The following is a 22706-nucleotide window of genomic DNA, read 5'->3' on the forward strand; positions in this document are numbered from 1 at the left end:
ACCCAGAGTGTGGGTGCCAAGCGGGGGTGCTACTATGGAGACCAATGTTAGGAGCATAAGTCAAAAAATCTGTAGCTATAGTATCGCCACCCTTGTTATGGGTATATTCGTAATTGTGCGTATGATTTAAATTTTATGTAACAATATGATAATTAAGGTTATTCTATAAATTTAAGGAGTTGTTCAGGAACGTTGCTAAAGTCGCGCATACTATTAGCGACACGCTTGGCGCGCTCGATTTGTGGCGAGCTGTAGCTATAGCAAACTCCCAGCATAACGTCGCGATGGTCGTTGGCAGATTGGCCGACCTGAGAATTATTGGTGTAGCGGCGGGACACGGCAACAAAATAGCCTTTTTGCAGCGCAAAAGCCGCCTCGCGTTGATCGCCGCTAAAGTGGGTTGCGGCCCATTTGCTAAAGCCCTTATACAAAACATTGCCATTGAGATGACTGGGGCTGATGATTGCCCAATTACAGGTTTGCCAGCGATGGATTAAGTTTCCGTTAGCGAAAATTTCGGCGCTGGCAATTTGCTCGTCGTGGGCCTGATCTTCAACGCAAATATCGTAAATCATTTCTGGAATTTGGCGGGTACTGTGGCGAATAGCCAGCAGTGCAAGGTCGAGTAGATGGGTGCAATTGGCTGCGGTATCGGTTAGTGGCTTAATATCGAGTATATCTTCACACAGCGGCAAACCAATTAATTTGCGCAGTGGTTCTGTGGCGCCTGGGCAGGTATCAAAGGGAATACGCAGCGCAGCGCTGTGTATATCGGTGACCTTATTGCCGTCGTGAAATACGGTGCAGCGGAAGCCGTGGTTGGTGTCTTCTAGCTCGCCGTGCACCTGCCCAGCCTCGGCACGTAGGCGAATGCGGCGCCGATAGCGGCCTTGGCCATAGCTCTCGGTTTTCGGGTATTCTTGTGCGGTCGACATGCTGGCCTCCAGAATGATCGTGGCTTGTGACGCAATGTGACCATCGAACATGGGTGAATAAACCCCATGATATTAGCCTGTTAGCGCTAAAAACGCATGAGCTTCGTGGTGTTGATTGCATGATGGCGTCGAGCCATAAGCTGTTTGAATTGCGGGCGATATAGGGTGCAATGGCGCTCTGGCGGCCCAGTTGGGCGCGTCATGTGTTATTTTTACATGGTGTTATTGCCGGTGGTAGTGATGCCAGTCGATTATCGGGTGCAGTGCTGATATGTCGGTATACACACTGTAGGCCCTGTGTTTGAGTTGAGTGCAGCGGCGGGAATTGGGTATTTGCTAAGCGCTTACAAAGCGGAGATTAAGGCAGTGGATGAGTATCAGCAGCTAATTAGTGTGATATCCCTAACAATGGGGGTGGCGTGGGCCAGCGGCTTAAATTTATACGCGGCGATTTTAGTACTGGGCCTAGGTGGCTCAGTTGGCGGCATTGATCTGCCAGAGAGTTTGGCGGTGGTGCAAGACCCCGCGGTGATTTTGGCGGCGGGCCTGATGTACGCAGTGGAGTTTTTTGCCGATAAAATTCCGGGGGTGGATACTGGCTGGGATGCGTTGCACACCTTTATACGTATTCCCGCTGGTGCCTTGCTCGCGGCAAATGCGGTGGGCGATGTTAGCCCTGCGTTGCAGTTGGCGGCGGGTATTGTTGGCGGTTCGGTGACTTCGGTGACCCACGCAGCAAAGGCGAGTACCCGAATGATAATTAATACCTCGCCGGAACCGGTGAGCAACTGGCTGGCGTCAATCAGCGAAGATGTCGCTGTTTTTGGCGGCTTGTGGGTGGCGCTGAATCATCCGGTGTTGTTCTTGATTGGTTTTGTGGCCTTTTTATTCTTACTGATTTGGTTGCTGCCCAAGTTGTGGCGGGGCATTGCGCGGATTTTCCGTAAAATAGGGCAATGGCTGGGGCTGAGCACGGAAACGAGTCAGGCCTTGGTAGACGAAGCGAGCGTAGCGACGCCGTTAAACGCTGAGTCAGCGTTAGTTGCTAATTTAGATCGGAAACCAAAATCTTTATTAGAGGCCCTGCAGGGCTTGGAGGCGTTGCATCAGGCTGGCGCGCTTAGCGACGCCGAGTATCTGGCGGCAAAGGCCGCGGTGATCGCTGAACACGGCGCAGCGTCAGGCTCGAGCCCAAGTTCAAACGACGCGCCAAAACCTAATCCCAGTGCAATGACGTGATGTTAATCACAAAATCGACGTCGATCGTTTTTTGTTTGGGCTTGAGCGGGGTATCTCAAACAAATTCCATGCGCTGGCGAGGCAAATACGTTTTAATCGACTGACAGTTGCTTTCTTTTGCCGCCTCGCGCTCAGTGGCGTTAGGTGCTGGACACGTTTCACAATGGAACAAAACGGATTTTTACAGGTGTTATCTTCCTTGATTTCAAACTTAACGCGGCGTGTATGCTTATTGGTTTTACTTGTGCTGTTGCCGCTCAGCTCTGCTCAGGCCGGTTTAATTTTACATGTATTGAATCAAACGGGTGTTCTGCTCATTGGACATTCGCTGACTAAGGCGGTGGGTATTGATCTTGACGATACCTTGCTGTGTATTGATGACCAGCTTGGTGTGGCTGCGGTAGTGCTGCCAGTTGAACTAGACATTTTGGCGCCGAGTGACGAGTTGTTAGCGATGGATCAGGGTGTGCTGGCCGCAGACAGTGGCGCGCCAGTTAATGCGCTGGCACCGTTAACCGCAGCAAAAGATCAGCCCGCCTTGACCCCCCTTGCAAATATTGACCCTAGCTTTGTTGCTGGCCGTATTCAGGCAGACACCTATGCCTGTGCTGACGACGATGGTGACGGGGTTTGCGATCAAGATGACCAGTGTTTAAAAACCCCGCGCGGCATTAAAACCTTGGCGAATGGCTGCTACTTAGATGGCCCCCAGGTACTGCTTTTAGAGGGCGTATTTTTTGCCAATAACAGCGCGGTGTTAAATGCCAGTGCTAAGCAGGTGCTTGATCGTGCGCTATTAGTTATTCAACAATCAGACGCAAAGCATATTGAAGTGGGCGGTTATACCGATAATCGGGGCGCGGCAGAATACAACCTGCGGTTGTCGGAAGCCAGAGCGCGCTCGGTGCGGAAATATTTACTGAGCCAAGGACTGAGTGCCGACCGCTTAGTGGCGAAGGGCTACGGTGAAGCGGCCCCCCGCGCCGATAACAACAGCGCTGAAGGGCGAAACCTGAACCGGCGGGTTGAATTAAAGCGGCTGTGAGAAGTATCGCGCCGCCAAGACTAAATTTTACACACTACTACGGGGGCCGCGGCCCCCGCTCGCGTATTTGAGGAGAATATAAATGGCAATTGATCTGCCACCGGTAATGCCGCCCCAGCTGGCCAGTCAAATACAGATTCAGGCCAATAGCAGTGCTCAGGCTGCATCGATCTCGGCCGTCATCGGCGGCATTACGGTACGGGTTATCGGCAATCAGCAGCTTTCAAACACCCAAATAGAGGCGCTATTGGCCGAGGCCGAAACTCCGTCGGCGGCGATCACCAGCTTGACGCGGCGCTATTACAATGCCGGCCATTTATTGGTGAGTGTGAGCTATTACCGCCTAGACGACACCGTAACCGTGCTGGTGAATCAAGCCGTAGTAAAAGGCCTGCGAGGGAATCCACAGGTAACCGCTCATTTTGCCAATTTGGTGGGCGACCCAGACTTGAGCTTGGCAGAGTTTGATCGGGCGCGGGTGTTGGCCGATTTGCAGGCCGAACGCGCCGGCTTGTCATACAGTATTGCCTACGAGCAACACTACGATAATCAGGTGATTCTTGATTTTCGCGAGCAAGTTATTGCCGAGCATGATGCAACAGATTTTATTTTGGAAATGAACAATAAGGGCAGCCGATTCTTAGGGCGTTATTTTGGCTTGGCTGGCTTTAAACATCAGTTTACGAGTGGCACGGAGTTAAATTTAGCTTACAAGACCATATTTGAGTCGTTTGGTGAAGCCGGTGATGGCGACGATTATCAGCAATTTGATTTCACGCTTGAACATCCGTTTACCTTTGGTTTATACGGTGTTGAGGCCAGTCATATTGAATACCAGCGCCACCCACAAGTTGCGGCCAGCGGAATTGGTGGCCTGTGTTTGCCCTTGTTAAATAGCTGTTTGTTGAGTGGCGCGGGGGAAACGCTGTTCCTCGACGCCGATATCGACAGCATTGCCGTGTCTGGTGAGCAAGTTTTGTACAGCAATCCAGTGCAGCGTTGGACAGCATTTGAGCGGATTGAGCATATCAGTTCAGAGATTCGTTCCGCGGCGCAAAGTACGCCACTGTTAGATGAAAATTATGACTCGCTTGAGCTGGGAGCCAAGTATTCGGTGCGCGGCAGTTTGGCCGATGCGCCCTCATATTTCAAAGCGCAACTATCGCTAAAAACGGGTTTTGGCAACGGCGGTAGTTTTGCGAGCGACAATAGCGACGCGGTTAGTATTGGTAAGCGCGAAGCAGAATTTATTCTGCTGTTGCCCAAGCTGGGTTATAAATTTGCGCTGGCCCCAGACGTTGAGCTGGCCCTGAACTTTAGCGGTCAATTTGCCGACAACACCCAGTTGCCACAGCAGCAGCAATTTGTGCTCGGCGGTATGAACAGCATGAGCGCGTATTTACCTGGGGTCATGATTGGCGACAATGGCTATTTCGCGCACGTCGCCGTGAATGGCAAGCATCAGTGGTGGGGACTTGCGTGGGAGTCGTCGCTGTTTGGCGAGTACGCAGCAACCGAATTTAATAATGCTCGCGGTGAATTGGCGGCGAGCCAGAGCTTGGCCGATGCGGGCTTTAGGCTAAGTCTCAAGCCAGGCTACGGTTTAGAAACCGAGCTACTGGCCGCCGTGCCGGTGTTTGACGATGTGGTGGATGAACCCCGCCTAGAATCCCTAGAAGCCGATTTCTTTTGGCGGCTGCGCTGGGTATTTTAATCGTTAAAGGCTTTTTTTAAGAGCTGGTTTAGCGTTGTTTGCTCTGCGGGACTGAGCTTGGCGATGCGCGCTTGGTGCAATTCGGCAATGGTCGCGCATAATTTGCCCTCTAGTGCGATGCCTTCTGGGCTTAGTTGCACTAGTAAACTGCGGCCGTCGTCGGGGTTGTTGGGACGCAATACCAAGTTGGCACTTTGCAGGCGGTAGAGCACTTTTGTTAGTCCACCCGAGCTAAATAGCATGGCCTTGCACAGCTCTGTGGGGCTGAGCTGATACGGCGGCGCTTGGCGGCGCAGGGTGGCCAGCACATCAAACTCGGCGCGGGTTAACTGGCAGGTCTGCAAGGCGGCTTCGGTTTCCTTCATAAACCGGTCGCCTGCGCGAATAATCCGTAATATTGCTGGGGTGGCTGCGCGGTGCATTTCGGGCCAGTGCTGTTTTTGCTGCTGCCGTAATTCCTTAATACTAATGCGTTTATCATCCATGGCATTGACCTGCGCGCAGGTAAACGCCGGTGTGGATGCCTTTCTGCAAGTTCATATGTACATTCTCGAATGAACTATAAGGTTTGATGATGCTCATGCTTGGCGCTACCGGCGATGAAGGTTATTGAATCTTATCTTGCTGGAAAGCTAAATTCCAGCTATTATCTTTCTGGAAAGATAAAGGTGCCCTATGTCCTCCACGCTTCCTCCTCTGCGTTTAATATTGCTATTGGCTTTGATTTTTGCTCTGTCACCGCTGGCCATCGACATGTATTTGCCCACTATTCCGGCGATTGCGGCGGAGCTCGGTGTGCCGGTGCAAGATATTGCGGTAACCGTGAGCCTGTATATGCTCGGGTTGAGTTTTGGGCAGTTTTTTGGCGGGCCGATTAGCGATTATTTTGGTCGTCGTCCGGCGCTGTTTTTTGGCTTGACTGTTTTTGCTATGGCCAGCGTGGTCATTGCATTTACCGAGTCGCTGTCGGTGTTTTGGGCGGCGCGATTTTTCCAAGCGCTGGGCGGCGGCTTTGCCTCGGTCGTGGTGCCCGCCATTATTCGCGATCACACCGAAGGCCAGGCGACGGCGAAATTGTTCTCGCAAATTATGCTAATCACGATCATAGCACCCGCGTTAGCGCCGACGATTGGCACCGTGTTATATAGCTTGAGCGGCTGGCAGTTGGTGTTTTTAGTGTTGGCGGCCTACGCAATTACGGTTTGCGGTTTAGCAAGTATCATTATTAAAAAGCGCGGTTCAGAGCAGCGCGCACCGCTGGCAGATAGCCTGCTGACGCGCTATAAATTTGTGGTGTCTAATCGCGCCGCAATGGGCTATTTATTGGCCCAAAGTTTAGGGTTTAGCGTAATGATTACTTTTGTGGCCAATGCTGCACTGGTGTATATCGACATGTACGGCCAAAGTGAAGCTGTGTTTTCGATGTTGTTTGCGGGCAATATTGTCACTCTTGCCATTGCTAACCGCATTAATAATCGCCTGTTAAATACGGTGCCCGCCGCGCAAATTTTACCGCGAGCAATGTTGAATCTATTTGTTTTCTGTAGCGCCTTACTATTGGTTACGGGTTTCTCGCCGCCACTGTGGGTGGTGGTTCCCCTTGTGATGCTGGCAATTGGTGCGCTGGGCGGAATAATGGGTAATTCTCAGGCCTGTGCTCTGCAGTTTTTCCCCCAGCACAGCGGCATTGCCTCGGCGCTAATGGGCAGTGGCCAGTATCTTATTGGCGGTGTTATTAGCGGTTTGTCTACACAGTTTCATAGCGAACATATGTGGCCGATGACAGTCACCATGTTTTTAGCCTCGGCTTTAGGACTGTATTGTGTGCCCAAACCTAGCAAGCAGCCTGCGGCCTTAAGCTCGGAGGCTTGCTAGCGCTTGTTAGCTATTTCGGCATAACTCCAGCCACCGCAATATGCCTTCGCTGCGGTATTTTTGGCGATGCAGAATAAAGTAAAAGTAGCGTTTAAAATCCCGTGATTTCGCCTCTAGAGCCACCAAACGCTTGGTTTCAAACGAGCCCTGCAGCGAGAGTTTAGACAGGCAGCCAATGCCTAATCCGGTTTCCACTGCGCGCTTGATTGCTTCGGTGTGCTGTAACTCTAGGCGGATATTCAGATCAGGTAGCAGGTCGTGCAGGGCGCGGTCAAATGCTTGTCGAGTACCCGAGCCGGGCTCGCGTAAAATCCACTGGGCGGCCAGTAAATCTGCATTACTTAGATTTTTCTTGTTAGCCAAGGGGTGATTTGGGCTGCAAAATATCTGTAATTCATCCTCCCGCCATTTAGTGACTTCCAAGTCGGGGTGATGCAATTCGCCTTCGATTAAACCTATATCCAAATCAAAGTTCAGTACTTGCTGGCTAATGGCGGCGGTATTGGCAACATTGAGCTCGACTTTGGCGGCGGGGTGGCGATTGATGAACTCGGCCATGATGTCGACCGCAATGTAATTGCCGATAGTAAGCGTGGCGCCTACTTTTAGCTCGCCGATTTGGTCGTGGCGGCGAAAGCCTTGTTCTAAGGCTTGCGCTTGGTCTAATAAAGCCTCTGCTTGGGGGCGCAAGGCTCGACCTAATTCATTGATTTGCAATCGTTTTCCAATGCGGTCAAAGAGCTGGATCGAAAATTGTTGCTCTAAATCCTTGAGCGCGCTCGATGCCGCCGACTGCGACATAGACAGCTGCTGCGCGGCGCGGGTGATGTTTTCGGTGTGGGCCGCCGCTAGAAATACTTCAAGTTGACGCAGGGTATAGTGCATATTAATAAAACCGATATGAAAAATCACAATAAGTTGTTTTGCCGATAGCATAGCGCTCCCGTAGACTATTGGCAAATCAGCAACAACAGGGACGGCGCCCATCGCCGCAGGAGAGGTTTACAGTGAGCAATATTATTCGTGAGCGGGTGACCAGCGTACATCACTGGAATGACACCTTGTTTAGCTTTAAAACCAGTCGCGACCCGTCTTTCCGTTTTGAAAATGGCCACTTCACCATGATTGGCTTACAGCAAGGCGAGCGGCCGCTAATGAGGGCTTACAGCATCGTTAGCGCTAATTACGAAGATGAGTTGGAGTTTTTTAGCATTAAAGTTGCCGACGGCCCACTGACCTCAAAGTTGCAGCAGATTCAGATTGGCGACGAAGTGCTGATTAGTCGTAAGCCGACTGGCACCTTGTTGGCCGACCATTTACTGCCCGGTAAAAACCTTTATTTGCTTAGTACCGGCACGGGCTTGGCGCCGTTTATGAGTATTATTAAAGACCCAGAGGTGTACGAGAAATTCGATAAAGTGATATTGGTTCACGGTGTGCGTTACGAGAGTGAGCTGGCTTATCAAGATTTCATTCGCGATCACTTGCCTAGCCACGAATATTTTGGCGAGGTGGTGCGGGATAAACTGATTTACTACCCAACCGTGACGCGGGAAAAATACGCTAATCAGGGCCGGTTGACCGACTTAATTCGCAGCGGCAAATTAATGAAAGATATTGGTCTGCCACCACTTAATCTTGAAGATGACCGGTTTATGATTTGCGGTAGCCCAAGTATGCTTAAAGACAGCTGCGCTTTATTAAATGCCGCAGGCTTCCAAGAAACTCGCGGCGGTGTTCACGGCCACTTTGTAATTGAGCGGGCATTTGTTGAGCATTAAACTAGTGCATTAAAGCGACTAGTTAGCCTTACCTTTAAAAGCCCGAGTCACATTAATGACTTGGGCTTTTTGCTTTTTGAATTTTGGCTGTCACCGGCTGCGGCGCAATGGCGTTAGCACCAAAGATACATACTCGCCTTTTTGTTTAGAATCTGGAGTTCAAAATGCTGAGAACATGGCGTTTCAGCAAGGCCATAGCAAACATGTAAGGGCAGCAGGTGTTCTTCTCGCGGATGACAATAGCGGGCAGCTGGGGCGTTTTGCCACTGGGTGAATCGCTGCGTTCTATTTTCCTCACTAAAATCTGGGCTGGCACAGGTTTCGATTAACCAATTTTCAAATGACTCATTTTTTGCGGTGGCATCACTGCTTGGTGGTGCAAAAAATGCCTTTAAATTATGAAAGGAAAACCCCGAGCCAATGACGAGTAGATTTTCGTAATTGAGATTTTGCAGCGCCCGTCCGATATTTAGGTGCTCTGTGGGGTTGAGGCTATCAACAAGGGACAGTTGAACGCAGGGTATATCGGCCTCGGGGTACATGATTTTTAAGGGTATAAAGAGGCCGTGATCAAAGCCCCGCTGGGCATCGCAGTTAGCGCCAATCCCCGCTTTTTGTAAGCTGGCTTGGACCTGCTGGGCAAGTAACGGCTCGCCTGGACAGGGGTAGCTAATACGATAGGATTCTTCGGGGAAACCGTAGTAATCGTAGATTAGCGGCGGCTTGGCCGCCGAGGTAATTGTTGGAATACTGGCTTCCCAGTGCGCACTTATCACTAGAATGGCAGAGGGTTTGCGGATGTCGGCAGCGATGCTTTTTAAGCAGGCAAGCATCTCGGTATGCCCTACATCACCAAGCAATGGCATAGGGCCGCCGCCATGAGACAAAAATAATACCTGAGGCTTGGTTTTTATCACGCTGCGCTCCATAAAATTGTTCGTCGTCACCTTGCTCTCGCCACCTTGAATATATTGTACAGGCGCAGTTATTTCACGGTTGTTTACTTTAACACAAGGTATTTCGCCCGCGGCGTAAGGGTATAAAACCGATTGTTGTTACCGCTGGTGTGAGAAAACGCACCGATTACGTGAGCGGGGCCGCTGAGCGCGGCATTGTTTGTCGGTCTGCTGCTGTGCGATTATCCGCTGGAGTATAAATAATGAGATGCCCAGTATGGATGATTTTTTAGTTTACGGGATGTTGTTGGACGGCAAGGGCGGTGCTACCCCCTTAAGCACCACCGAAATTGATGCGTGGCAGCCAGCGCAGGGTTTGCTGTGGCTGCACTTTGATTACAGCAAACCGGGTACCTTGACGTGGTTGGAGGAGCACAGTGGCTTAGACGATATCGCCATTGCTGCACTGGTGGCCGAAGACACTCGGCCGCGTGCAACCTCGCATAATGGCGGTTTACTAATGGCGCTGCGTGGAGTGAATATGAATCCCGAGGCAGATCCTGAAGATATGGTGTCTATTCGTTTATGTGTAAACGAGCACCGCATTATCAGTTCTCGAAAGCGCCGCCTATTGTCGGTAGACGATATTGTGCGCAGCTTTAAAGAGGGTGAAGGCCCAGAAACCAGCGCGGAATTTATCGCCGTATTGTGCGACCGCCTAGTGCGGCGCATGGCTGGGCCAATTGATAATGCCGAAGATAAGGTCGACGAGCTTGAAGAGTCGCTACTGACCAGCGCGCGGGCAAGGCTGCGCAGTGAGCTTGGCCAGGTGCGGCGTCAATCCATTGCCTTGCGGCGCTATTTGGCGCCCCAGCGCGAAGCCTTGAACTGGGTGCAAAGCGAGCGCCTGCCGTGGTTTGGCGATGAGCAACGCTTGCGGGTGCGGGAGGTGGGTGATCGCTTAGCGCAATATATCGAAACCCTCGACAGTATTCGCGAACGCGCGGCGGTGAGTCAGGAGGAACTCGTTAACCAAATTTCGGAAGAATCCAATAGCCGAATGTATGTGCTGTCGATAGTGTCGGCGATATTTTTGCCATTGGGTTTTGCCACGGGGTTGCTGGGGATTAATGTAGGTGGTATTCCCGGTGCAGAAAATCACTATGCTTTTGCTATTTTTATTGCCATCTTAGTGGGCTTAGCAGGTGGCTTGCTCGTCTTTTTTAGGTATAAAAAATGGCTATAGTACTTCCCGATTTGGCTGTGTTGTCGATTGCGCCGCTGAAATGGCCTGCGGTACTCACCACGATTGTGGCGGGCGCGATTATTGGCTTGGAGCGCCAGATTCGCGGCAAGCCGATTGGTATCCGCACGGCGGCGCTGATTTGCTTGGGCACCTATGTGTTTATCGCGATGTCGGTGTCGGTTGGCAACGGCGTTACCGACCCGTCGCGGGTGATTGGCCAAGTGATCACGGGTATTGGCTTTTTGGGCGCAGGGGTTATTTTGTCCCGCGACGGCATGGTGTTAGGGGTGACGTCTGCGGCGGCAATATGGGTGCTCGCGGCTATTGGCGTTATGATTGGTCTCGATAAATATGGGCCGGCACTGTTAGTGGCGGGGGTGGTTGTGGGTATTTTGGTGGGGGTCGACGTATTGGAAAACAGCTTTCACTCCCTGCGCAAAGGTGTTCATCAGCGCATTACGGAGCGGCGCTATCAGCGGAAAAAGCCTGAAGAATAAGTATTGCCACGGTAGTGCTGCGCATATTGCAAAAATTTTGCGGCGGCCGTGTGCTAATGGTGGAGTCCTGACGGCGGCCTTGTTAAGTTAAGCTTATTAATACCTGTTTTTTTGATTGAGTGCTTTGATGATAAAAAAAATCTTGTGGGCTATTGTTTTTCTCGTTGTTGCGGCCATGTTATACCTGCAATTTGGCAATAAACCTGCACCCCTGCCGACCGACACCCAAAGTAGCCAGTGGTTGGAGAAAGGCTTATACGACGTCGATTATTTTGATGTAGAGCTTGTCGACAGCACGCGGCCTACCCAAGCAAATGGCGATTATAAGGGCAGCGCTGAACGGCGATTAAAAACACGTATTTGGTACCCTGAAGGTTTGGCTGCGTCGGCCCCCTTACTTATTTACAGCCACGGATTTATGTCTGCGCGCACTGGCGGTAGTTATCTCGCCGAACATTTTGCCAGTCACGGTTATATTGTGGCGGCGATGGACTACCCCTTAACGCACCTAAGCGCACCTGGTGGCCCGCTAGTGAAGGATGTCGTTAATCAGCCGGCAGATATCAGCTTTTTAATTGATCAATTTATGAGCTGGGATGCCGACAGCAGTAATCAGTTTTTTGAGAAAATTGATGAAAAGCATATTGGCGTGCTGGGCTTGTCGCTGGGGGGAATGACGTCGACCCTTGCCGCCTTTCACCCCGAAAATTCAGATTTACGCATCGCCGCCGCGGTGTCGATTGCAGGGCCGGCCTTTATGTTTGGCCCGCGTTTTTATGAGTCGCGAGATATTCCCTTTATGATGATTGCCTCGCCGATTGATGCCATGATCGACTATGCGGCCAACGGTGCTAATATTCCCGAGTTTGTGAAGGGCTCATTGCTAGTGACCATGCAAGATGCCTCGCATACCGCGTTCGCGACGCCGGGTAAGTATTTTCGCTGGCTGGATAATGCCGACATGGTGGGTTGTAGTGTGGTGACTCGGGGCCTAACAAAAACTGAAGACGAGGCGTGGGCGACGGAGTTGGGCTCTGCCGAGCAGGGTATTTTGCCGGTGCCCCAGCCTAAGCTGTGCACCGTAGACCCGCTGCCTAAGGCGATGAACCCGATTCGCCAGCAGTGGCTGACGACACTTGCGGTGTATCCTTTTTTTGAAGCGCACTTTGCGCTGAGCGAATTGCGGCGCCAAGATGCAGAGGATTACTTGCTCAAAACCTTTGCGGCCGAAGTTCCTGAAATTAGCGTGCAGCGCGCGGCGAAATGAAATATGACGAGCGTTTTGCTTGGTTTCTCCCCGTAATTTAAGCTGCGGCGAAGTCAGCAATAACCAGAACAAAAAATAGGGAAGAATAATGACTATTGCATTTTGGTGCGTGTTTATTGCGTGTTTACTGCCGATGATGACCGCATGGGCTGGCGGATATTTTCGAGCTAAGCAGTTTGGCCGCATAGATAATAAACACCCAAGATTACAGTACGCTCAGCTTGAGGGCGCGGGCGCTCGGGCTTATGCGGCGCAGCAGAACGCGTGGGAGGCGTTGCCGGTTTTCACTGCGGCGGTGGTCGTGGCGCATTTGGCTGGCGTGGCGCCGGAGCGGGCGGCGCTGGCCGCCGAAATATTTATCGCGGCGCGCATTCTTTACCCCATATTTTATATTGCCAATAAAGACATACTGCGCTCTTTAAGCTTTTTAGTTGGTATGGGTGCCTGCATTTCGCTATTTGTGATGGCGGCCTAACTACTTATGGCTGGACTGAGTACAAACGCAAAATGGACGTTGTGGCTGTCGTTAAGTGTATTTGTGACATCGGCCGCGCTGGCGGCGTCGAAGCCAAGCGAGCCTGCCGACGAAGAGGGCTTTACACCCCAACTGGAAGAGTTTTTGCCGGTGGTAGAAGTGCCACCGCCGCCGTCGCTGTTGCGCGCTGAGCAAATCAAAACAGAAACCTTCGATAGTTTTCCGCGTGGTGGCCCCGACAGCATTGCTGGGCTGGGCGACTGGTGGCTGTCTAACGGCAAGCTCTGTGTGGCGGTGAGCGATGTTGATCACAGCGCCGGTATTGTGGCCGGCGGTGGCACACTGATTGATGTTGGGCATTGCGACCTAGCGAATGACCAGTGGACTTACGCTAATATTCTTACTGGCTTGGCTAAGGAAACGGCAATTCCGGTTAGCGGAGTCAGTGCGGGTATTCGCGATGGCAGCGCTGAAATCACTACCGTAGGTGAGGCCGATGGTATCCGCCAGACGGTGGTCTATCGTTTGGCCGAGGGTGCCGACAAGCTCGATATTGACGTGATGATTGAGCGTATTGGCAAGGGCAAAGCGGTGCATATGAGTGGCCTCTTTACCCTGTATTCTCAGCGAGCACTGACGCCCTTCAGCTTGTCTAGCTATGTGCCCGACGCCACGCTGGGCTTTGAGCACCCCGCGATTGACCGCAATAAAGTATCGTCTTTATTGGCTGGGCTGCTGCCCAGCGACTGGAATATTTTGGTGGGGGCAACAAGTTACGAAACGCAGGCGAGTTACGGCGTGCAACTATCATCGGCGGAGCTCATCACCAAAAATGGCAGTCGCCAGCCGTTACCGCGCTTTTTAGCGGTCTTTCCAAATTACAGCTTACACGGCTGGATGAGTCGGCCGCTGTGGTTGCAGAGCGAACGCTTGAATTGGTTGTCGATGCTTCAAAACCAATTTATGGATATTAAACCCGGCGAGAGATTGCTAGCCAAATTTAGTGTGCTGGTTGGCGATCGCAGTGATGTGGCCTCGATAAGCGATCAAATTTATCAAGGACCACTGCTGCGCGGTTACGCCAATGACAACTCCGTGTCGGTTGCTATTTGGGATCAAGATGATCGACCAGTGACCCAAGGCCGAGTAGCCGAGGATGGTAGCTTTACAATTCGTCTGCCTAAGCACACACAGTGGGTGAAAATGCAGGCGACTTCGGCGTGGGGGCAAAAAATTACCCGCGAACTGTCGTTGGCCGATGCCCGCAATGACAGCGGTCGTTGGGTGTTTAAAAAGAAAGGCCTGCTTAAGTTACCTCGCGATATTCCCATGAGTCTGTATTTTTTTGGGCTTGGCGATACCGTTACCCCAGAGTTTGGCAATGACTTATTAGGCTTTACTGAGGCGGGGGTGTCGCTGCCGGGCTCATTGCGGCGCAATAGGGTTGATCTTGCTGGGGTCGCCTCGGATCCACTGCAAATTGACTTGCCGCCGGGCCAGTATCGGGTGCTTGCCAGCCGTGGGCTCGAATACGATGTAAAGGAGTACTTGCTTACAATTGTGGCGGGTAAAACCAGTCAATTGCCGATTATTGCTCCGCGCCAGATATGGCATAGCGACAATTGGCGCTCGGCCGACCTCCATGTACACAGTGGTGCCAGCTTCGATGCCATTCTGCCGTTTGATGAGCGCCTGCGTAGTTTTGTGGCGCAAGGTGCTGAGATTCTGGTGGCCAGTGAACATAATCGCTTAGTTGATTATCGCGATCGTGTTACTGCGATGGGGTTAGCTGGCCAAGTGCAAGTGATTGTGGGCGCTGAATTGACCGGTATGGCGCGTACCGCCAAAGCGCCTTATACCGTGGGGCATAGCAATGCCTTTCCGCTTAAAGCCAAACCGGCGGAGTTTGCTGGCGGAGTGCCTCCAGTTGAAAATCGCAGCTTGGGTGAGGTTATTGCTGGGGTTCGGCAAGTTGCCCCCAAGGCCGTTTTTCAATTAAACCATCCCCGCGCAGCTGATCCTCTCGATGCCGATTTGGCATTTTTTGATCACTTATCGCTGGGTAAAAATTATGACCCTAGGCAGAGTCTCGATAGCAGTAATAATGAAAGCCTGTTGGCGCCAGACCCCGTGTCGGGGTTTAGGGATATCGATTTTGATGTAATAGAAGTGCTCAACGGTGCAGAGTTTGCGGTTTATAGCCAAATTCGCGACGATTGGTTCTCGTTGTTAAATCAGGGCGCGCGGCGCGCGGCTACCGGCAACAGCGATTCCCACGGTTTGCGTAATGTCGTTGCCGCGCCGCGCAATTATATTTATTTGCCGGCGGCGGGGAGCTTGCCGCTCGATGAGGACGTCTTAAGCGACGCGATTCGGGCTGGCCATAGCTTTATCACAACGGGCCCGCTATTGGCGGTGACCTTGCGCAGCGCTAGCGCAGAGGCGGGGCTGGGCGACATGTTTAACGGCGCACGGGGCGAGTTGCATGTGCAGATTGACGCCGCGCCGTGGGTTTCAGTGGATAAATTAACGGTGTGGGTTAACGGCAATATTTATCGTGAATTACATGTTACGGCAGGAGACCACAAGGTGATTGAATTAATCACCGACCGCGACGCGTATGTGGTGGTAGAGGTGACAGGGCAGCCGGGGCCCATTTTCCAATCGCTGATGCCCGGCCTAGCGCCTTTGGCGTTGAGCAATCCAATTTATATCGACGCCAATGGTGACGGCCAGTGGCGCGCTCCCGCTATAATGAACTAGTCTATTACTCGCATTGTCATAGTCGGCGAAGTAGTTGTGTGGCAAGTTCATGGCAATAAGGGGTTTAATGCCGTGAATAGTGGGGTGTTTTTTAGTTAGTAGCCTGTGTCATGATAAGGCAATACCGTTTGATGAAATTGAACTAGGGGGTTCACCAATGAATATTTCTATTAAAGCCGGCCGCTGGACGGCACTGTTGATTGCAACTGTTTTTGCCACCGCTTGTAGTATCGACCCGTATACCGGCGAAGAAAAAACCAGTAATACCGCGAAGGGCGCTGGTTGGGGTGCATTAGGCGGTGCTGTGCTAGGCGCTGCGGTATCAAGTAAAGATGACCGTAAAAAAGGTGCCTTGCAGGGCGCGGTAGTTGGCGCCGCAGCGGGCGGTGGCTACGGTTATTATATGGATCGTCAGGAAGCAAAATTGCGCGCACGCTTAGAAGGCACAGGTGTTCGTGTTGAACGCGTTGGCGACAATATTAAACTGATTATGCCTGGCAACATCACCTTTGACACTAGCAGTTCTGCTATTAAAGGCGGCTTTCACAGTGTGCTAGACAGCGTAGTACTGGTGGCCAAAGAATTTGATAAGACGCTGATGCAAATTAATGGTTACACTGATTCTACCGGTTCGTTCCAAACCAACCAGTCATTGTCTGAGCAGCGCGCCAGCAGTGTTGGTCGTTACTTTATGAACCAAGGTGTGGCTGCTAGCCGTATTCGCACCTCTGGCTACGGTCCTCGTGATCCGATTGCCGACAACAGCACTGCGTCAGGCCGCGAGCAGAACCGCCGCGTTGAAATTGAAATGCTGCCTACTCAGTAAGCACATTGACGCAATGCAGGGGCGCCCTTTATGGTGCCCCTTTTTTATGCCTGAAGTAAATTTTTTAGGATGGTGGTAACGATGAAAATAAAAACGTGGTTGGTGATTTTAGCGGCCGTGCTTATGTCGGCATGTGCGGCATTCAATCCGCTTGAAAAGCCCCAGGTTGCGATTACCCATATTAAAATGGCCCCGGCCAATGGGTTGCAGCAGCGTTTATTGGTGGGCCTGCAATTGGACAACCCCAATAGTTTTGCCTTGAATTTGGGCCGCTTGCGCTATCAGCTGAGTTTGCAGGGCCAGGCTTTGGCCGGTGGCAGTTTGAATGAGTCTTTCAGTTTGCCCGCCAATGGCCGTACCGAGATTGTGGTGCCAGTAGAGGTGAATTTACTCAGCGGCTTGGGCGTGTTGCGGGCGATTATGGGCAGTATGCAGTCTGATTTGGACTACCAGCTCAGCTTAACCACTGCAGTAGAAAACTTTGGTTTGGGTGATATCACTATCAATAAAAAGGGTAAGGTTGGCTTGGGTTCAACGGCACCCTAATACTAGAGTGCCGTGCAGCGTTTAAGCGCTGCGAGCGGCACTGCTGGTGTTACTGCCACTTAAACTGTCGTGCAGGCTCAGCAATTGCTGGGTGAGTTTGTGCGAGGGCGCGAAATGAATCATCGGGCTTTGCCTGCTGCGAGATTCTTTCATTTTGACCGAACTGCTTAGGTATTGCTCAAAAATAGGCAGGCCGCTTTCCTTCATGCTTTCAATTAATTGAGTGGGTAAGCTCGCTTGAGATTGGAACTGATTAACCACAATGCCCTCTAGGCTGAGCTCGGGGTTGTGGTCTTCGCGAATTTCTTCCACGGTTTCCATTAGGCCCATTAATGCGCCCTGTGAAAAGCTGTCGCAGTCAAAGGGTATCAGCAGTGAATCGGCGGCAATCAAGGCCGAGCGGCTGTAAAAGTTGAGAGCCGGCGGCGTATCAATATAAATGTGTTCGTACTCGGCCTGCAGCTTGTTTAGGGCATCGCGCAGCTTATAAATTTTGTGGCGAGTTTCTAGCTCACGCTCAAGTACTGCCAATTCGGGGTGCGAGGGCATTAGGTAGAGGTTTTCGAATTCGGTTTCGTATATGCAGTCTGCCGCTTCTTTGCTTTTGCCAAACAAAGACAGTTTTTGTTTAAAGAAGTCGGCGGCATTGTCTTCTAAATCCCGAAATTGGGCGCCGATTAGGTATTCACTGCTATTACCTTGAATATCTAAGTCAATAACCAGTGTTTTAAAGCCTTTCCATGCACTGATTGCTGCTAAATTACAGGTGATACTGGTTTTGCCAACACCACCTTTCTGGTTAAAGATCACCCGTTTCATGGCTCTGTCCTGAGAAATTTTGCTAAAAATGAATCCTAGCAGCTCTCGTGCCACGGTGCTATGACCGGTCGCTGGCCTTGGCGGGTACACGCTTAACGCTTTTTGCCTATCCATTCACCAGTGCGCAACACCCCAAAGAGCATCACCACTAAATAGCCTTCGGCGGGTTTGGAATAGTTGGCGCGCACATGCTTGCGGAAAATAACACACTCAATCATATGAACTACGGCAAAAGTGACACCGGTCCACTGCAGCCACGCACTGTATTCGCCTAATAGTGGAAAGTGGGAGTTCACCGCAAAACCTAGCCAAAAAACCAACATCAATACTTTGCCAAAATTATTCATAGTATGGCGATACCTTGTCCTTATTGTTGGACGAGCATAATGCGGGATTGGTGGCAGGGCTTCAATATTAAGTTAAAATCCCGTAACACAAATTAGGTGCAACATTATGTATACGGGAATTGTTCACGGGGCTTATCCACTGGCGTCTGTGGTGCGTAAAACCGGTCTACACCAGCTATTTATTGAATTGCCGCCGGTACTGCTAGAAGACTTACAAATTGGCGCCAGCGTCGGTTTAGACGGTGTTTGCATGACCGTAACCAAGATTAACGGCCAGCGCGTTAGCTTTGACGCCATGCAGGAAACACTCAATTTAACGACTTTGGGCGGCTTGGTCGGCGGTGATTTGGTGAATGTTGAGCGCTCAGCAAAGCAGGGCGCGGAAATTGGGGGCCATAATATTTCTGGCCATATTGACGGCTGTGCGGAGATTATTGCCATTGAGCAAACCGAAAATAATTGCAGCCTGCATTTTCGCCTGCCATCGCAGTTGAGTAAGTATGTATTTAAAAAAGGCTTTATTGGGGTCAATGGCTGTAGTTTGACGGTGGCCGATTATCAGCGCAATGAGGCCTGCTTTACCGTGTGCTTGATCCCCGAAACCCTGCGAGTGACGAATTTGGGTGCCAAGCAGATTGGTGACAGGGTAAATATTGAGGTAGATCGCCAAACCCAAGTCATTGTGGATACGGTAGAGCGAGTTTTGGCTGAGCGCGAGCTTTAACGATTAAGGTGTGCTGCTGAGGGCTTGTGTATATGGCTCGCGCAGCGTAAAAAGTAATAGCTCAGAGTTCCAGTCCCTGTCATAGGAATACTGCTTTACTATGGATCATATCCCCTCTATCAGTGCGCGAATTTTGCTATTGCAGATTCGCCACCGTGCATTAGACGAAAAAATAAGCGAATTGGCAGCCAATCCCTATCAAAATCAATTATTACTGCAGCGCCTTAAAAAGGAAAAACTGCGTATTAAAGACGATATAGAGCTGCTAAAGGATGATTTGATACCAGATTTAGATGCGTAACAGCCCATGGCCTATGTTTTATCTTGGTCATTATTGTTGTGAGATATATCTCACACCCAGCGTCGGTGTTTTCCACTGTTGAATCATTTAGAAAGGGGCATAATAGCCATTGTCAGGATGACTTAGGCATTCAACGGATTGAATGCGACATTGGATGTTAAAATTCTAAAAACCGGAGCAATTCATTGCTCCGGTTTTTTTATGCATTGAGCTTTTCCGTTCGCTTGCTTAAGCTCGGCGTTTTTCCATAGGCCCAAGCTGGTATGACCGACCGTAATTTTGATGGCATTGCTGAGCGCTTCCGTAAAAATATTTATGGCAACCCCAAGGGTGAGCTGCGCTTAGCGCTGTGTTGGCGCGAGTTATTAGCCAAGGTGCCAGCCCTTAACGAGAGCGTGCTGCCCAGTGGGCAGGCAATGAGCGTGTGGGACGCCGGCGGTGGCTTGGGGCAAATGAGTATTCGCCTTGCTGAATGTGGCCACCAAGTATTATTGAACGATGTGTCGGCGGATATGCTGGCGATCGCCGAGGCTGATATTGCGGCGGCGGGGGTGGCCGACCGAGTTGTTCTGCACCATGCGGCAATTCAAGATTTAGCTACTGCTGAGCATCGCGAGGCTTTTGACCTAGTGCTGTGTCACGCGGTGCTAGAGTGGGTAAAAGAGCCAGAGGATATTATTGCGGCGCTAGTTGCCGGTATGCGTCCCGGCGCGTATTTGTCGTTAATGTTTTACAACCTAAATGCCCTGATTATTAGCAATATGGCCAAGGGCAATTTATATAAGCTTCGCGATCGTGATTTTGCCGGCCATCCAGGCGGGCTTACCCCGCCGGCGCCGCGTCAGCCCCAAGAGATGATGGCCATCCTGGAAGCTGCTGGTTTAGAGATTGTCGCTAAACGAGGTATTCGCTTGGTTTACGACTTAATGCCACGCGCGGTGCGCGCCGAACGCAGCGTGCCGGATGTGCTAGCCCTAGAGTGGCAGTATGGCGCGGAAGAGCCCTTTTGGGCGCTGGGCCGCTATGTGCACTTGCTGTGTCGGCGACCCATCTGAGTTTTGGGTTTGTTGCTGCAGTCGTTCAGTCTGTTAGGCGTTGCGAAATTGAATGCCCAGCTTTTGGTAAAGTGCGCCAAGAATCCACAGTGGTCCGATCAGTAAAAACAATATATTGGTAAAAAATGAAGGCTGCTGAGCCTCGGCTTTGTGCCCAATAAACTGCATTATCCAGGCAAGAATCCATATTGCTCCAGCTGGTATCCACAGTGCCAAGGGCACGTACAGTTGATAGAGCATAATGCCCGCGGCAATGAGAATGACAAATGGCAGCATACCCAGCGCTAGGCGGCCAGATAGATAGCCATAGAAAAACATCGAGCCAATGAGCAGAATTTGGCCGAGATTTATCATAGTGGTAGGAATAGTCACTAACCATAGCAAAGCTACAGTGCACACCGCGATTGCAGGCACGCACCACAGATGAATGGCTTTATTGCGAGGGTTTTGGTGTGAAGCGTCGTATTCGTCTAGCCACTGATTTAGGGTGCGCACAGCGGTATTCTCCTGCCGAGTGATAGACGCCTAAAGTAGGTTAAGCCTCACTTGTCGTCAATGGCCGAATTGACAAGGGTAGTTGGCTGCTCAGTTCAATTCGATGCGAATAAACGCGCGGCTCTTTTTGCGGCCACTAATGCTCGCCCCGATATTTAATACCCACATTTGCCAGCCGTATTTCTTTGTCAGGCTTCGGTGAGCGGTGATGCTTTCCGCGGCTTCAAGTAAATAGGCGCGGGCGTCGATATCATCGCCAAAACGTTTGCCGCTTACTGTGCAGGGTGCGACTTTGCATTCGCTAAAATTTCGCAGGCGTTTTACTTTACCGGCCTCGCCAGCCGAGTAGGCATACAGTGTATGTTCGTCACCCGAGCACCAAACTGGTGTTGCAACAAAGCTACCGTCGCGCTTTTTGGTGCTGAATAAAATGTAGCTGGATTGGAATAGGTGCTTCATATTGGCAGTTTCAACTAGGCGGCTTTATAGCGGAGCTGGCAGTGTGGCGCGGGTTAATAAGCTTGGCAAGGCTCTGTTACGTTTTGCGCTAGTTTACGCAAAACTGTCGGCGTTGTTGTTGCCGACAGTTGATTGGTTACGCTCATTATATCGCTCTCGTTGCAGTGCATGCAGGGCTTAGTTTAATCCTGCTACGCTGGCAATAATGCCAACAGCAACAATCGTCAGTAGGCTGTACTTGGCAGCGAGTTCGGCAAAAAAGCTGATGTCGTTAGTTGCGATGGCGGCTTGTAATTGGCTCATGGTGGTGCTCCTAGGTATCTATTAAGTAAGATTTACTGTGTCTTGATGACGTAGCCAGTATACGAAGGATCACGCTTTTGTTGGGTTACGGCGATATTGTGCGCACACCGCTCAGGGGCCGAGTTTGCGGCCATATTTAATTTATTAGCCATGTGCCATGCCATTTAAATACAAAGACTTAGCGCTTCTATTACCTAGAATTTAGCTGGCGGTTAAGGGCCGTTAATCATGGCACAGGGATTAAAATGGTGTAATGCAGCGGTTTTTGAGGGATTTAGGGTGGTTTTTTCGGCTTAGCGCAGCGACATGGCGGGGAGTTCCGCCGTTATATTAAAGTCTCGCAGCATCTCGCCAACTAAAAATGTTTCTACCGCGACGGCGCCACGGGCAAACCAGTCTTTCGCCTCTTGCAGGGTGCCTACCTCGTAAACCAATAGCGGCCAGGGCAGTGCGCGAAGGTCGGCATCGGTTGGTACACAGTGTTTATCGCAAAAAATCACTTCGGGATTAAGGCATGCTAGGGAGGCGAGCTGCCAGTCTGGCCAGTAATCGAACACCGCGGCAAAGCGCTGCCAACCTTGGTGTTGAGCGTAAATTAAGGCGCTCAACTCAAAGCTAATTAGTAGGCAGCGGTCGGCTACCGGGCGCAGTACATTGATGATGGCATCGACCACGGTTGCTTCATCAAAGTGGCTCAGACTTTCTTCTTTAATTTCCACATAGGCATTCACCTTGGGGTGGGCCTGTAGCAAGGTTACGATGTCGCTTAGCAAGCACATGGGGTTATCTGGAAACTTATTGCCAAGGCGGGCACTTTCTGAGGCCTTTAAGGCCAGAAGTTCGTCGGCGCGATATTCCCAAATCAAGCCGTCGCAGCCGCACATCCGCTGCAGATTGGGGTCGTGAAATACAAAGGGTACACCGTCGGCGCTGATCTGAATGTCGAGTTCAATATTGACCGCGCCCGCCGCAATGGCTTGTTGGAATGCAATTAGGGTATTTTCTGGGTAGTGTTGGCGCCAGCCGCGATGGGCAATAAAATTTTCGGCCTGCATACTCGTCTCTGCAAGGTGGTGAAGGGGTATTTCCAATATTTAC

The 22706-nt window shown here is 51.1% G+C and carries 25 protein-coding genes; 15 read left to right on the forward strand and 10 right to left on the reverse strand.

The window, feature by feature from the left end; all coding sequences use genetic code 11:
• Positions 1-158: 158 nt before the first annotated feature.
• Positions 159-935, reverse strand: a complete 777-nt coding sequence (locus P1U47_RS10400; RefSeq protein WP_301028773.1) for a DUF2889 domain-containing protein — start codon at positions 933-935, stop codon at positions 159-161.
• Between the two features lie 297 nt (positions 936-1232).
• Between P1U47_RS10400 and P1U47_RS10405 the strand changes: the two genes are divergently transcribed.
• The 3 genes from P1U47_RS10405 (at position 1233) to P1U47_RS10415 (ending at position 4933) form a co-directional block, all read left to right on the forward strand.
• Positions 1233-2174, forward strand: a complete 942-nt coding sequence (locus P1U47_RS10405; RefSeq protein WP_301028775.1) for a DUF4126 domain-containing protein — start codon at positions 1233-1235, stop codon at positions 2172-2174.
• Positions 2175-2337: 163 nt separating this feature from the next.
• The gene (locus tag P1U47_RS10410; protein WP_301028777.1) at positions 2338-3219 is read left to right on the forward strand and encodes an OmpA family protein; all 882 of its coding nucleotides are present in this window, start codon (positions 2338-2340) and stop codon (positions 3217-3219) included.
• Positions 3220-3301: 82 nt separating this feature from the next.
• Complete coding sequence (locus P1U47_RS10415; protein ID WP_301028778.1) at positions 3302-4933, forward strand: hemin-binding protein; 1632 nt, start codon at positions 3302-3304, stop codon at positions 4931-4933.
• Here the strand turns inward: P1U47_RS10415 and P1U47_RS10420 are convergent.
• Entirely contained in the window at positions 4930-5418 is a 489-nt protein-coding gene (locus P1U47_RS10420) for a MarR family transcriptional regulator (protein WP_301028779.1), read from the reverse strand. The genes P1U47_RS10415 and P1U47_RS10420 overlap by 4 nt on opposite strands.
• Before the next feature lie 190 nt (positions 5419-5608).
• Here P1U47_RS10420 and P1U47_RS10425 point away from each other — a divergent pair, with 190 nt between their 5' ends.
• Positions 5609-6808, forward strand: a complete 1200-nt coding sequence (locus P1U47_RS10425; protein WP_301028781.1) for a multidrug effflux MFS transporter — start codon at positions 5609-5611, stop codon at positions 6806-6808.
• A gap of 6 nt (positions 6809-6814) precedes the next feature.
• Here the strand turns inward: P1U47_RS10425 and P1U47_RS10430 are convergent, their stop codons facing one another.
• Positions 6815-7693, reverse strand: a complete 879-nt coding sequence (locus P1U47_RS10430; RefSeq protein ID WP_301028833.1) for a LysR family transcriptional regulator — start codon at positions 7691-7693, stop codon at positions 6815-6817.
• Positions 7694-7815: 122 nt separating this feature from the next.
• Here P1U47_RS10430 and P1U47_RS10435 point away from each other — a divergent pair, with 122 nt between their 5' ends.
• Positions 7816-8589, forward strand: coding sequence for a ferredoxin--NADP reductase (locus P1U47_RS10435; RefSeq protein ID WP_301028782.1), 774 nt, complete (start codon positions 7816-7818; stop codon positions 8587-8589).
• 113 nt (positions 8590-8702) lie between these two features.
• On the opposite strand, the gene P1U47_RS10440 is transcribed toward P1U47_RS10435, so the two are convergent.
• On the reverse strand, positions 8703-9536 hold the full coding sequence (locus tag P1U47_RS10440) for a class III extradiol ring-cleavage dioxygenase (RefSeq protein WP_301028784.1): 834 nt from the start codon (positions 9534-9536) through the stop codon (positions 8703-8705).
• Between the two features lie 226 nt (positions 9537-9762).
• Between P1U47_RS10440 and P1U47_RS10445 the strand changes: the two genes are divergently transcribed.
• The 7 genes from P1U47_RS10445 (at position 9763) to P1U47_RS10475 (ending at position 17105) form a co-directional block, all read left to right on the forward strand.
• On the forward strand, positions 9763-10731 hold the full coding sequence (locus tag P1U47_RS10445) for a zinc transporter ZntB (protein WP_301028785.1): 969 nt from the start codon (positions 9763-9765) through the stop codon (positions 10729-10731).
• The gene (locus P1U47_RS10450; protein WP_301028787.1) at positions 10722-11228 is read left to right on the forward strand and encodes an MgtC/SapB family protein; all 507 of its coding nucleotides are present in this window, start codon (positions 10722-10724) and stop codon (positions 11226-11228) included. The genes P1U47_RS10445 and P1U47_RS10450 overlap by 10 nt, the downstream gene beginning before the upstream one ends.
• A 127-nt stretch (positions 11229-11355) precedes the next feature.
• Positions 11356-12495: a hypothetical protein gene (locus P1U47_RS10455; RefSeq protein ID WP_301028788.1), complete on the forward strand. Its 1140-nt coding sequence runs from the start codon at positions 11356-11358 to the stop codon at positions 12493-12495.
• An 88-nt stretch (positions 12496-12583) separates the two neighbouring features.
• Positions 12584-12970: an MAPEG family protein gene (locus P1U47_RS10460; RefSeq protein WP_301028790.1), complete on the forward strand. Its 387-nt coding sequence runs from the start codon at positions 12584-12586 to the stop codon at positions 12968-12970.
• A 6-nt stretch (positions 12971-12976) separates the two neighbouring features.
• On the forward strand, positions 12977-15733 hold the full coding sequence (locus P1U47_RS10465; RefSeq protein ID WP_301028791.1) for a CehA/McbA family metallohydrolase: 2757 nt from the start codon (positions 12977-12979) through the stop codon (positions 15731-15733).
• Between the two features lie 157 nt (positions 15734-15890).
• Complete coding sequence (locus P1U47_RS10470; protein ID WP_301028792.1) at positions 15891-16559, forward strand: OmpA family protein; 669 nt, start codon at positions 15891-15893, stop codon at positions 16557-16559.
• 81 nt (positions 16560-16640) lie between these two features.
• A complete protein-coding gene (locus P1U47_RS10475; RefSeq protein ID WP_301028793.1) occupies positions 16641-17105 on the forward strand; it encodes an LEA type 2 family protein in 465 nt (154 codons plus the stop codon).
• Between the two features lie 21 nt (positions 17106-17126).
• Here P1U47_RS10475 and P1U47_RS10480 read toward each other — a convergent pair whose 3' ends face one another.
• Both P1U47_RS10480 and P1U47_RS10485 read right to left on the reverse strand, forming a co-directional pair.
• A complete protein-coding gene (locus P1U47_RS10480) occupies positions 17127-17924 on the reverse strand; it encodes a ParA family protein (RefSeq protein WP_301028794.1) in 798 nt (265 codons plus the stop codon).
• Between the two features lie 92 nt (positions 17925-18016).
• Positions 18017-18271 carry a DUF1145 domain-containing protein gene (locus P1U47_RS10485; RefSeq protein WP_301028795.1) on the reverse strand — a complete coding sequence of 85 codons (255 nt, stop codon included), beginning with the start codon at positions 18269-18271 and terminating at the stop codon, positions 18017-18019.
• Between the two features lie 106 nt (positions 18272-18377).
• Here P1U47_RS10485 and P1U47_RS10490 point away from each other — a divergent pair, with 106 nt between their 5' ends.
• From P1U47_RS10490 to P1U47_RS10500, 3 genes are all read left to right on the forward strand, one after another.
• The gene (locus P1U47_RS10490; protein ID WP_301028796.1) at positions 18378-18995 is read left to right on the forward strand and encodes a riboflavin synthase subunit alpha; all 618 of its coding nucleotides are present in this window, start codon (positions 18378-18380) and stop codon (positions 18993-18995) included.
• A gap of 100 nt (positions 18996-19095) precedes the next feature.
• Positions 19096-19296, forward strand: a complete 201-nt coding sequence (locus P1U47_RS10495; RefSeq protein ID WP_301028797.1) for a YdcH family protein — start codon at positions 19096-19098, stop codon at positions 19294-19296.
• Between the two features lie 263 nt (positions 19297-19559).
• The gene (locus P1U47_RS10500) at positions 19560-20351 is read left to right on the forward strand and encodes a methyltransferase domain-containing protein (protein WP_301028799.1); all 792 of its coding nucleotides are present in this window, start codon (positions 19560-19562) and stop codon (positions 20349-20351) included.
• Positions 20352-20384: 33 nt separating this feature from the next.
• Here the strand turns inward: P1U47_RS10500 and P1U47_RS10505 are convergent, their stop codons facing one another.
• The 4 genes from P1U47_RS10505 to P1U47_RS10520 all read right to left on the reverse strand — a co-directional run bounded on the left by P1U47_RS10505 (position 20385) and on the right by P1U47_RS10520 (position 22663).
• Complete coding sequence (locus P1U47_RS10505; RefSeq protein ID WP_301028800.1) at positions 20385-20846, reverse strand: Mpo1-like protein; 462 nt, start codon at positions 20844-20846, stop codon at positions 20385-20387.
• Positions 20847-20936: 90 nt separating this feature from the next.
• Positions 20937-21305: a PPOX class F420-dependent oxidoreductase gene (locus P1U47_RS10510; RefSeq protein ID WP_301028801.1), complete on the reverse strand. Its 369-nt coding sequence runs from the start codon at positions 21303-21305 to the stop codon at positions 20937-20939.
• 177 nt (positions 21306-21482) lie between these two features.
• Complete coding sequence (locus P1U47_RS10515) at positions 21483-21608, reverse strand: hypothetical protein (RefSeq protein ID WP_301028802.1); 126 nt, start codon at positions 21606-21608, stop codon at positions 21483-21485.
• Between the two features lie 293 nt (positions 21609-21901).
• On the reverse strand, positions 21902-22663 hold the full coding sequence (locus P1U47_RS10520; RefSeq protein ID WP_301028803.1) for a glycerophosphodiester phosphodiesterase family protein: 762 nt from the start codon (positions 22661-22663) through the stop codon (positions 21902-21904).
• Positions 22664-22706: the final 43 nt, after the last annotated feature.

The organism is Zhongshania sp. (assembly GCF_029212375.1).
GTDB lineage: Bacteria > Pseudomonadota > Gammaproteobacteria > Pseudomonadales > Spongiibacteraceae > Spongiibacter.